9 protein-coding genes are annotated in these 10,974 nt (G+C 70.9%); all 9 read left to right on the top strand.

What is annotated here, in order from left to right:
* Positions 1 to 51: 51 nt before the first annotated feature.
* On the top strand, positions 52 to 1,473 hold the full coding sequence (locus tag OG303_RS43370) for a hypothetical protein (RefSeq protein ID WP_405875406.1): 1,422 nt from the start codon (positions 52 to 54) through the stop codon (positions 1,471 to 1,473).
* A gap of 155 nt (positions 1,474 to 1,628) precedes the next feature.
* Positions 1,629 to 2,936 (top strand): AAA family ATPase, encoded by a 1,308-nt coding sequence (locus OG303_RS43365; RefSeq protein ID WP_405875405.1) that lies wholly within the window; start codon positions 1,629 to 1,631, stop codon positions 2,934 to 2,936.
* The gene (locus OG303_RS43360; protein WP_405875404.1) at positions 2,933 to 4,168 is read left to right on the top strand and encodes a DUF2201 family putative metallopeptidase; all 1,236 of its coding nucleotides are present in this window, start codon (positions 2,933 to 2,935) and stop codon (positions 4,166 to 4,168) included. The genes OG303_RS43365 and OG303_RS43360 overlap by 4 nt, the downstream gene beginning before the upstream one ends.
* A 75-nt stretch (positions 4,169 to 4,243) precedes the next feature.
* Positions 4,244 to 5,509, top strand: coding sequence for a glycosyltransferase family 4 protein (locus OG303_RS43355; protein WP_405875403.1), 1,266 nt, complete (start codon positions 4,244 to 4,246; stop codon positions 5,507 to 5,509).
* The gene (locus OG303_RS43350) at positions 5,506 to 6,312 is read left to right on the top strand and encodes a hypothetical protein (protein ID WP_405875402.1); all 807 of its coding nucleotides are present in this window, start codon (positions 5,506 to 5,508) and stop codon (positions 6,310 to 6,312) included. The genes OG303_RS43355 and OG303_RS43350 overlap by 4 nt, the downstream gene beginning before the upstream one ends.
* Before the next feature lie 217 nt (positions 6,313 to 6,529).
* Positions 6,530 to 7,831, top strand: coding sequence for an extracellular solute-binding protein (locus tag OG303_RS43345; RefSeq protein WP_405875401.1), 1,302 nt, complete (start codon positions 6,530 to 6,532; stop codon positions 7,829 to 7,831).
* A 7-nt stretch (positions 7,832 to 7,838) separates the two neighbouring features.
* A complete protein-coding gene (locus OG303_RS43340) occupies positions 7,839 to 8,759 on the top strand; it encodes a carbohydrate ABC transporter permease (RefSeq protein WP_405875400.1) in 921 nt (306 codons plus the stop codon).
* Entirely contained in the window at positions 8,756 to 9,637 is an 882-nt protein-coding gene (locus tag OG303_RS43335; protein ID WP_405875399.1) for a carbohydrate ABC transporter permease, read from the top strand. Before OG303_RS43340 ends, OG303_RS43335 begins: the two co-directional genes overlap by 4 nt.
* Complete coding sequence (locus OG303_RS43330; RefSeq protein WP_405875398.1) at positions 9,634 to 10,971, top strand: carboxylesterase family protein; 1,338 nt, start codon at positions 9,634 to 9,636, stop codon at positions 10,969 to 10,971. The genes OG303_RS43335 and OG303_RS43330 overlap by 4 nt, the downstream gene beginning before the upstream one ends.
* The last annotated feature ends 3 nt before the right edge of the window (positions 10,972 to 10,974 follow it).

Genomic DNA, 10,974 nt, shown 5'->3' with positions numbered 1-10,974 from the left:
GACTCACTCAGTTGGCAGATTGGGGGTCCCGTCCGCGCAAGGTGAGTGCTGATGCTCACTCGGACCGCGAATGGGGATTCCCGCCTTTCCTACTGGCCGCGCGTGCGCGAGTTCGCCGTGCCGCCCTCCATGATCGAGACTGCGACCGCCCGCCGACTCGTCGGCGACTGGGCGGGGGCGTGCGCCGCCGCAGCCATCGATGTCGATCTCGGTCTGCGTTCCGTGGCGTGCGCTCACGGCCGGGAACTCGCGGCCCAAGTCCGGGCCGATCTCCGCCTGTTGGCTCCCGACCTGCTGCGCTGGCACCTGCCGAGGATCGCTCCCGACGGGCTGCTGCGCCCGGGGCTGACCCTTGCGCTGGCCCGGTACGACGTCGCGGGGCCCGACGGGGTGTATCCGGTGCACCTCGTGGTCCGGACTCCGCCGGCCTGGGCGGATGCCGGGCAACGGATCAGCCTCGCGCTGTGGGACGGTTCCCACTCCGAGGCCGGCGTCCGCCGCCATCCGCATCCCCATCCCAGCCGGCGGTTCCGCCTCGACCTGCACCGGCACCTGTGGGATGCGAGCAGGGCCGACGAGCTGCGGATCCGGTCCGGCGCCGATCGGCCCACCACCGACAACAGCCCTGTCCTGGACGGGGAGTTGACGGGGACAACGGTGCCGCACGTGGGCCGCTGCGCCGTCGACCGATGGACGGCCGAGGCAGGGATTCTGCTCCGCGCCGAGGGGCGGAACGGGTCCCGCGGTTCCGTCCTCGTGCGGCTCGGCGGCCGGCATCGACTGGTCCTGGACCTGCCCGAGGGCACGCACGGCATGGGGCCACCGGCGGTGCGGCTCACCACGGCGTCCATGCACGGCAGCGGCTCCTCACTGCCGGTTCTCCCCGATGCGGCGACCTGGATACCACCCGACCTGGAGCTGCTCCGCACCGGTGCGCTCGAGGCCGGCCGGCTCCATCCGCTGGTCGCCTCGGCCCTCGTACCGGACCGGTCGCCGACCGTCGTGTCCCGTTCTCCTGACCGGGCAGGACATCCACGCCTCGTGGACTGCCGTGGGGCCCTGCACCGGATCGGTCTGGTCGACGGGGTGCTGTCCGCGCTGGACCACGACCCGGCCGAGATCCGGCGGGAGGAGCTGCTGGTCGCGCTGACCGGCACTCCGCTGCCCTGTCTGCGGGCGATCGACGAGGCGCACCGTCGTCCGGACTGTCTCACGGGTGTCCGCGAACGCCTGGACCACGGCGACATCGCCGGCGCACTGGCCGTCGTCGAGGGCCTGCTCGGCCCCGACGCACTGCTGCGTGACGGCCCGCTGCGGGACGAACTGGAAGCGGCCGCACAACGACGCATCACCTACGGCCTGTTCAGGGCGGGCCTGATCGGCCCCGGCCGCGCACCTGTCCGCATTCGCCCCGGGGACCGTCGCCGCCCCCGTGACCACCACCCGCGCCCGCGCCGCTCCAGCCTCCGCTGACCTGGGCCTTCCGGTCGTCGGACCTGTCGCGCCCCGTTTCCTCTTCCCTGAGAGCCCTCGCCTTCCCTCCCACTCTCCTCAGACCCGTCGCCTTCCCTTCCGCTCTCCTCACACCCATCTCACTCGGCTCACCCCGAACTCAAAGGTGATCAAACATGTCTGTAGACACCCCGTTCGCTGCCATCGACACCCCTTCAACTCCTTCGGCCCCCTCCACTCCTTCCGCGCCATCCGCCCCTTCCGCCCCGTCCCCTGCCTCCCAACTCGACGTCGCCGGCGAGTTGTTGACCCTGCTGCGCGACGCGACCACCGAGCCCCGCCCCGACATCCAGCTCGAGGCCCTGACGCTCGCCGTGGCCGCCGATCTGCCCGTGCTGCTGTGGGGGGAACCGGGGATCGGCAAGACCGCTGCCCTGACCCAGCTCGCCACCGCCCTGGACCTTCCGCTGACCACGGTGATCGCCAGCGTGCACGAGCCGTCCGACTTCTCGGGGCTGCCCATCGTCGGCGACGATCCCGCGGAGCAGGGGGTCCCGATGGCCCCGCCGGACTGGGCGGTTCGCCTGGTGCGGGCCGGCCGGGGGCTGCTGTTCCTGGACGAGCTGTCGACCGCGCCGCCGGCGGTGCAGGCCGCCCTGCTGCGCCTCGTGCTGGAACGGCGGATCGGCGCCCTTCAACTGCCGCCCGGAGTACGGATCGTGGCCGCCGCCAATCCGCGGTCCTCGGCCGCCGACGGCTGGGAGCTGAGCCCTCCGCTGGCCAACCGGTTCGTGCACCTTCAGTGGATCCACGACCACGAGGTCGTCGTACGCGGCCTCGGTGGGACCTGGCCCCGGGCCACCCTGCCGCGGCTCTCCCCGCAGAAACTGTCGGAGGCGGTGGACTTCGCCCGCCGCGCGGTGTGCGGGCTGCTCACCGCGCGCCCCAAGCTCGTGCACCAACTGCCCAGCAATGAAACGCGCCGTGGCGGCCCCTGGCCGTCGCCCCGGAGCTGGGAGATGACCCTGTGCCTGATCGCCTTCGCGACCGCGGCCGGCTCTTCCCGGGACGTGCTCTCCCTGCTGGTGCGGGGCACCGTGGGCGACGGTCCAGGACTGGAACTGCTGGCCAGTATGGACCGGATGGACCTGCCGGACCCCGAGGTGCTGCTCGCCGACCCGGCGGGTGCCGACCTGCCCGAGCGGGGCGATCTGCGCCAGGCAGTGCTCGACGGTGTGGTGGCCGCGGTCCGCAATCGCCCCACCAAGGCACGCTGGGACGCGGCCTGGGAGCTGCTGGTCCATGCGATGGAGACGGGAGCGCCGGACCTGGTGGTGGTCCCCGCGACGACGCTCGCCGCACTGCGCTGCGAGGCCTGGGACGTACCGGCGTCGATCGAGAAGCTCGCCGGAGCGGTGTCCCTGTCCCGGCGGGCGGACCGGGCGGCGGCCCGGACCGCGGTCGGCGCGAAGGCAGGCCGATGAGCACGGACGCACCGGGGGCACTGGACCTCGACAAGCTCTTCGCCGCCCGGCTGCACGCCGCCCGCGCCAGGCCCTATCTGGCGACCGCGCTGTTCGCCCTGCACACCGTCGAGTCGCGGCAGGTGCCGACGATGGGCGTGGACCGGCACTGGCGGTGCTACGTCTCCCCGGCGTTCGTGGACCGGATGACCGTGGAGGACCTGGCGGACGTATGGGTGCACGAGGTGTCGCACCTGTTGCGCGACCACCACGGGCGCAGTGACCGCCTCGCCCGGGAGCGTGGGCTGACCGGTCCCGGGGAGCGGCTGCGGATGAACATCGCCGCGGACTGCGAGATCAACGACGACGTCTACGGCAACGGGTTGGTCCAGCCCAAGGGCGCGGTGCTCCCGATGACCTTGGGGCTGTCCACGGGGCAGCTCATGGAGGACTATCTGCGTCAGTTCACGCTCGGTGCGCGTACGCAGGACATGGCCTGGCTGGACTGCGGCAGTGGTGCCGACGGACTGGACCGGGACTGGGAGTTGGGTCCGGACGGTGCGCACGGCCTGAGCGCGCAGGAACGGGACGCGGTGCGCTTCCGGGTGGCTCAGGGACTCAAGGGCCGTCCGGGAAACGCACCGGAGGGGTGGCGGCGGTGGGCCGAGGAGGCGTTCCATCCGCCGCAGCCGTGGCGGGAGTTGCTGGGCGCGGCGGTCCGCTCCGCGGCCTCCGGTCCGGGTGCGGGCGAGGACTACAGCTACGGCCGGCCCTCGCGGCGCTCGGCCGGCACGCCCGGTGTCGTACTGCCGAGCCTGCGGCGCAGACCGCCCCGGGTCTCGGTGATCATCGACACGTCGGCGTCGGTCAGCGACACCGAACTGGGCAGCGCGCTCCTGGAAGTTGCCGCGATCTCCCGTGCGGTGGGCGGCCGCCGCGACCTGGTCACCGTGGTGCCGTGCGACGCGGCGGCCCGGATCGCCCACCCGCTGTGCCGTGCCGAGGGGATACCGCTGATGGGCGGTGGCGGTACGGATCTGCGCACGGGTTTCGCCAAGGCGCTGCGATCGCGGCCGCGCCCTGATGTCGTAGTGGTGCTGACCGACGGTCAGACGCCGTGGCCGGACGCACGACCGGCGTGCCGGACGGTGGTGGGCCTGTTCCCTCGGCAGGGGTCGAGCTGGGACGAGGAGAATCCCGACTACGTGCCGGACTCGCCGCCCGCCTGGGCGCGCGTGGTGAACATCGGGTAGACGGCACGGATCGGTGAGCACTACGAAGTGGTAACAGACAGCAACCGTATGGGAGTTGCTGTGGTCCAGTCCACCATGAAGATCTCTTTCCTGCTCCACAACGCCTACGGGATCGGAGGCACGATCACCACCACGTACAACCTGGCCCAGGCCCTGGCCGAGCGGCACGAGGTGGAGATCGTCTCCGTGCTGCGGCACCGGGAACGCCCGAACTTCACCCTGGACCCGCGGGTGAGGCTACGGCCGTTGGTGGACCTCAGACATGAGAAGGAGCATGCGTTACATCGCAGACCGGCGAGGGTGTTCCCGCGCGCCGAGTACCGGTACAGGCAGTACAGCGAGTTGACCGACCGGCGGATCGGCGAGTGCCTCGCCGCGATCGACGCCGACGTGGTGATCGGGACCCGCCCGGGGCTCAATGTGCACCTCGCGCTGCAGACTCCGCGGCACGTGGCGCGGATCGGGCAGGAGCACCTCACCCTGGACAACCACTCGCCCCGGCTGCGCCGCGCGCTGCGCCGGGCCTACCGCCGGCTCGACGTGGTCACCACGGTGACCGAGGCGGACGCCGCCGCCTACCGGCGCAAGATGCGACTGCCCGGCGTACGGGTGGAGGCGCTGCCGAACAGCGTGCCGGACCCCGTGCTGCCGGCCGCGGACGGCACCGCGAAGGTGGTGGTCGCGGCCGGCCGGCTGGTCGCGGTGAAGCGCTACGACCTGCTGATCGAGGCCTTCGCCGTGGTCGCCGCCGCACACCCGGACTGGCAGCTGCGCATCTACGGCAAGGGCGAGGAACACGACCGGCTGCGGCACCTCGTCGCGGAACTCGGTCTGTCCAACAACGTGTTCCTGATGGGCGCGGCCGCCCCCATGGAGGCGGAGTGGGTCAAGGGCTCGATCGGTGCGGCCGCCTCCAACTTCGAGCCGTTCGGCATGACGATCGTCGAGGCCATGCGCTGCGGCCTGCCGGTCGTGAGCACCGACTGCCCGCACGGACCCGGCGAGATCATCGAGGACGGGGTCGACGGCCGGCTGGTGCCCGTCGGGGACCGCGAGGCGCTGGGTGCGGCCCTGCTGGAGCTGGTGCGTGACGACGAGCGGCGCCGCCGTACGGGCCGTGCGGCCCTGGAGAACGCACAGCGGTTCGCTCCCGGCCCGGTGGTCGAGCAGGCCGAGGACCTGCTGACCGAGGCGGTCTCGGCGAGGAGGGCGGGCCGACGGGTCGCAGGAGCACGCTCCCGCGTACACCACATGCTGGTCAGTCAGGGCTTCGCGGCCCGCGACGCCGCGGTCACCGCGGCCGGCACCGTGCGGCGGACGGTACGGAGGGGGCAGCGATGAGTGCGGAACCACGCGTCGGCTGCGCGGTCGACACGGACGGCCGGATCACCTTCGACCTGCCGCGGCCGTCGGCCGAAGGGCAGCAGTTGCTGCTGCGGCTGCGCCCGAAGAGGGGCCTGCCGGAGCGGGCCGTCCACGTCCTGGACCTGGAGCCCGCCGACCACGGCGGTGGACGCACCGTCCTGGGCGGACGGCCCGTGCTCGAGGAGGGCCGGTGGGACGTGTACCTGCTGGAAGGACCGGGGTCCCCGCGGCAGCGTCTGCGCCCCGGTCTGCGCGATCTGCGGGCCCTCGTCGACGGCCACCTCCGTGACTGGCCGTCACCACTGGCCGTGCGGACTCCCTACGTCACCAAGGACGGCCATCTCGCGATACGGGCCTGGCTGCGCCCGGCGCACGCCGAGGTCGACGGCATCGACATCACGGACCGCTCGATGACGGTCACAGCGCGCCTGCACGGCGCAGCGCTCGGGGCGGAAGCGGTCGTACACCTGCGCCTGCGGGCGGGCGACGGCGCCGTACACACCCTGGAGCCGCAGATCGGCGACGACCGCCGAAGCTTCTCCTTCACGGTCGACCACACGGAGCCGGCCGCCGCGACGGGCACCGGGAACGGCGTCTGGAACGTCTTCGTGCAGCCTGCGGCGCAGGCACCGCTGATCCGGGTCGCCCGCCTCCTCGACGACGTGGCCGACCGCAAGGAGGTTTTCGTCTACCCGCCGGTCACCGTCGAGGGTGCCACGCTGCGCCCCTATTACACGGTCGACAACGACCTGTCCGTGGGGGTGAAGAGGGCCGATTGAGGCGGTGATTTCGGGACAGAGGGTGACCAATCGATTTCGCTACAAGTTCCGAAATTATTCGTGACGGGTGCGCCATGCCGCCGCAACACGCGATTCATAGCGTCGCTGTCGGCGGCACAGGCGTCATTGCACGCATGAGGTCCATCGGACCGATAACGCTGCTTTCCCCCGAAATCCCATCACTGTCCTCATCGCCTTCATGAGACAGGAGTCCCGAGTGTCCGATCTCTCCAGACGTGGCGCCCTGAAGCTGACCGCGGGCATGGCGCTCACCGGCGCCTTCGCCCTGACGGGCTGCGGACGCGGCAGTGACACCGCCGCCGCGAAAGCCTCCGCCACACCCATCGACGCCTCCCCGGCCACCGGCACCGTCAAGGTGTGGGCCGCCCAGGGCGATGCCGACGTCCTCGACGAGGTCATCAAGCCCTTCAAGGCCGCGAACCCCGACGTCACCGTGAAGTTCACGCTGATCCCGAACGCCGAGTACTACACCAAGCTCCAGTCGGCGATCGCGGCGGGCAAGGGACCAGACGTCGCCCAGTTCTTCCCCGAGTCGCAGGCGCAGTTCCTCGATTCGTCGATCCTGCGGTCCGTACCGGACGGCCTCGTCGATCCGGACAGCTTCTTCAAGAGCCTCTGGAACGCCGGAGTGGTCAAGGACGTCGCCTACACGGTGCCCTGGTACGCCTACACCTACGCCCTCGTCTACCGCTCCGACCTCGCCAAGAAGGCCGGAGCCAAGGCGCCGACCACGTGGGACGAGATGGTGCCGTTCTTCAAGGCGCTCCAGGGCGCCGGCGCCGGACACGGCCTCGGGGCCGACATCGGCTGGGACATCTTCAACGGCCAGGACGTCGCGATGTACGCCTGGCAGGCCGGCGGCTCACTGCTCTCCTCCGACGGCAAGTGGACCCTCGACACGCCGGCGATGGTCGACGCGCTCAAGTACAACGCGTCGTTCTTCACCTCGAGCGTCGCCGACACCAGCGGGCCCACCTTCCTCGACGCTCAGCCGTACTTCGTCTCCGGCAAGACCGCCACGATGATCACGGGCCCATGGGTCATCGGTCAGCTCGACACCGCCGCGAAGAAGACCGGTTGGACGGCGTCCCACGTCGCCACCGCACCGCTGCCGGCCGGGGCCTCGGGCAGCTCCTCCTTCTCCGCCGGCGGCAGCTGGGGCGTGCTCGCCGACAGCTCCAACGCGGAGGCGTCGTGGAAGCTGATTCGCCACATCTCGAAGCCGAGCACCCAGGTCGCGCAGTACAAGGCGTACAGCTCACTGCCGGCGGTCATCTCCGCCTGGGACGACTCCGCCATCAAGAGCCAGCCGCTCCTCGATGCCTTCCTCACACAGCTGAAGAACACCCGGGCGTTCCCGCAGGTGAGCACCTGGCAGCAGGTCGCCACCCGGCTGGGCAAGGAGATGGAGGCCGTCGCCAAGGGGACGGAGAGCGCCGCGAAGGCCGCGGCGAACGTGCAGTCGTACGCCGAGAGTCTCGGCACGGGCGCGAAGTGATCCGCGAATGACCACCACCATCGGCCCGGGGACGCGCGGCGGGACGCGTCGCTCCCGGGGCGCCCGTCGGACGGCGGTCGCCTGGCTGTTCCTCGCGCCGTTCACCGTCGTCTTCCTGCTCTACACCGCGATCCCCACCGTCTCCGCCCTCGGCTTCAGCCTCACCGATCTGCGGGGTTCGGACCTGCGCCATCCGCTCGCGGTGAACTTCACCGGCCTGGACAACTACCTCCGTCTGTTCCAGGACGACAGTTTCCTGCGGGACATCCTCAACACCGCGCTGTTCGTGGCCGTCGGCGTACCGCTGACCATGGCGGCCGGATTCGCGCTGGCCGTCGCGCTGAACTCCGGCATCCGGCGGCTGCGCGGCGCCTTCCGCACGGTGTTCTTCGCCCCGGTCGTCACGAACGTCGTGGCGGTCGCACTGATCTGGCAGTACGCCTTCAACGCGAACGGCACCGTCAACAAGGTGCTCGGGGCCGTGGGTTTCGGCGGTCCGAACTGGCTGGACGACCAGCACCTGGCCATGCCCGTGGTCATCCTGCTCGGTGTGTGGCGCAACTTCGGTACCGCGATGGTCCTGTTCCTCGCCGGCCTGCAGGCGATCCCGCAGGACGTGTACGAGGCGGCCTCTCTCGACGGGGCAGGCAGATGGCGGCAGTTGAGGCACATCACGCTGCCGCTGCTGCTACCCACCACCCTCATGGTCTCCGTGCTGCTGACCGTCTTCTACCTGCAGGTGTTCGACGAGCCGTACCTGCTCACCAACGGCGGCCCGCTCGGCTCCACCGAGTCGGTCGCGCTGTACACCTACCACCAGTTCGGGGCCGGCGAGCTGGGTGTGTCCTCGGCCGCGTCCTTCGTGATGATCGTCCTCGTCGCACTGGTGAGCATCGTCCAGTTCCGACTGCTGAGGCCTCGCTCATGACCGCCGTCGCCGCGTTGCAGAACGCCGAACCGACCACCGAGCGGATCGCCGTGCGTCCCCGCTCCGTATCCCAACCTCTGCTGTACGCCGGGCTGTTGCTGTGCGCGCTGCTCACGCTGCTGCCGTTCGTCTGGGTGGTCAGCGGCTCGCTGCGCAGCCTCGACGAGATCCGCTCCGACCCCGGCGCCTGGCTCCCTCGCCATGTCACCCTGGACAACTTCGTCCGTCTTTTCAGGACCCAGGGCTTCGGGAGGTGGCTGGTCAACAGCGTCGTCGTCGCCGTGATGGTGGTCGTCGGCAACGTCGTGGCGGCCTCGGCCGCCGGCTACGCGCTGGCCAAGCTCGAATTCGCGGGCAAGCGGCTGGCGTTCGGCGCGGTGATGGCGGCGATGATGGTGCCGATCACCTCGGTGTTCATCACACAGTTCGTCATCACCGTCGACCTGGGCCTGGCGGACACCCTCCCCGGTATCGCACTGCCCGCCATGGCGCTGCCCCTGTCGGTGTTCATCATGCGGCAGTACGCGATGTCGGTTCCCGACGAACTGCTGGAGGCCGCCCGGATCGACGGCGCGGGCGAGTTCCGGATCTTCTTCCGCATCTTCCTCCCGCTGGCCGGTCCCGCGGTCGCGACGATCACGATCATGTCCTTCCTGTTCTCGTGGAACAACTTCATCTGGCCGCTCATCGTCGCCCAGAGCATGTCGAGTTACACGCTGCCGGTGGGCCTCGCCGCCACCAGCCAGGCTGCCGCGCACGTCACGGACTACGGCCTGATGCTCGCCGGTGCGATCGTCGTGATGCTGCCGGTGCTCGTGCTCTTCCTGTGCTTGCAGCGGTACTTCGTGCAGGGCGTCGCCGGAACGGGGATGCGGTGACCACAACAGACACCGTGCAGGCTCCTGCCGGCACGATCGTCGGCCGGCGTCTCGGCCCTGTGAGGCGCTTTCTCGGCATCCCCTACGCCGAACCGCCCGTCGGTGTACGGCGGTTCGCGGCACCGGTCCCCCGCGGCCGGTTCTCGGAGCCCTACGACGCGTCGCGGCATGGCGCCACGGCGCAAGTCGTGCCGCTGTCCGAGACGACCACTGTCCCGGAGCCATCGGTGCCAGGCGACGATGTGCTGAATCTGAGCGTGGTCACCCCGGTCGACGCCGAACGCTGTCCGGTCCTGGTGTGGGTCCACGGAGGCGGCTTCCTCGCGGGGAGCCCGGCGAGCCCGTGGTACGACGGGCGTTCCTTCGCCCGCGACGGGGTCGTCACCGTGACGGTCGGATACCGGCTGGGCGTCGACGGGTTCGCCCCGCTGGACGACGCACCCGCCAATCGCGGACTGCGCGATCTGCTGCTCGCTCTCGACTGGGTGCAGGAGAACATCGCCGCATTCGGCGGTGATCCGGGCCGGGTCACCCTGGCCGGGCAGTCGGCCGGCGGCGGGGCGGTGTTGGCGCTGCTCTCGTCGCCGGCGACAAGAGGGCGCTTCCGACGGGCGGTCAGCCTGTCCGGAGGGCACTTCGAGGTGGCGGCGGACGCTGCTCATGCCTACCTCGAACGGCTCGGAGACAGGCTCGCCGTGCCGCCGACGCGCGAGGGATTCGCACGCCGCACGGTTGAGCAACTGCAGTGGTGCGTACGCGAGTTGCGAGCAGCGGAGGCACTCGTGCTCGGGCCGGGCGTGGGCAACGACATCCTGCCCGTGACCATCCTCGCGGGGCTCGGGGCGCACGGGCACGACGTACCCCTGCTGCTCGGTGCCACGGGCGACGAGTTCGACGGTCCCCTCGGCGCGGCCGAACGCGCCGCCGCCCGCGCGGCGGGCACCCGCACCACCGACACTCTGTTCCGCGCCGCCTGTCCCAGCACGGCGGCCGCCCGGCGCACCACCACCGCCGGCACCTGGCTCTACTCCTTCGAGTGGCCCTCCCCTGTACTCGGCGGCGCGGCGCACTGCACCGACATCCCGTACTTCTTCGACGTACTCGACGCACCGGGCGTCGCGCAGGCGCTCGGACCCAACCCACCCGCGGAACTGGCCACGCTGATGCACGCCGATCTCGTCGACTTCGTCCGCGGTCAGGACCCGTCCTGGGCGAAGGCGACCGGGACGCTCGGCGATCCGGCCCGCGAGTACGGTCGGCCCGGTGCGGCGCTCGCGGCCGACACCACGGGCGCTTTCGACCCTGTGGCACGAGCGGTGGTGGAAGCGTGCTGATGT

Source organism: Streptomyces sp. NBC_00005, from assembly GCF_045160215.1.
GTDB lineage: Bacteria > Actinomycetota > Actinomycetes > Streptomycetales > Streptomycetaceae > Streptomyces.
This window is presented reverse-complemented; position numbering and strand designations above follow the sequence as displayed.

Excerpts from the sequence above, each read along its gene's own strand:
- OG303_RS43365 (WP_405875405.1), top strand. The coding sequence starts at position 1,629 with ATGTCTGTAGACACCCCGTTCGCTGCCATCGACACCCCTTCAACTCCT.
- OG303_RS43360 (WP_405875404.1), top strand. The coding sequence starts at position 2,933 with ATGAGCACGGACGCACCGGGGGCACTGGACCTCGACAAGCTCTTCGCC.
- OG303_RS43370 (WP_405875406.1), top strand. The coding sequence starts at position 52 with ATGCTCACTCGGACCGCGAATGGGGATTCCCGCCTTTCCTACTGGCCG.
- OG303_RS43355 (WP_405875403.1), top strand. The coding sequence starts at position 4,244 with ATGAAGATCTCTTTCCTGCTCCACAACGCCTACGGGATCGGAGGCACG.
- OG303_RS43340 (WP_405875400.1), top strand. The coding sequence starts at position 7,839 with ATGACCACCACCATCGGCCCGGGGACGCGCGGCGGGACGCGTCGCTCC.
- OG303_RS43350 (WP_405875402.1), top strand. The coding sequence starts at position 5,506 with ATGAGTGCGGAACCACGCGTCGGCTGCGCGGTCGACACGGACGGCCGG.
- OG303_RS43335 (WP_405875399.1), top strand. The coding sequence starts at position 8,756 with ATGACCGCCGTCGCCGCGTTGCAGAACGCCGAACCGACCACCGAGCGG.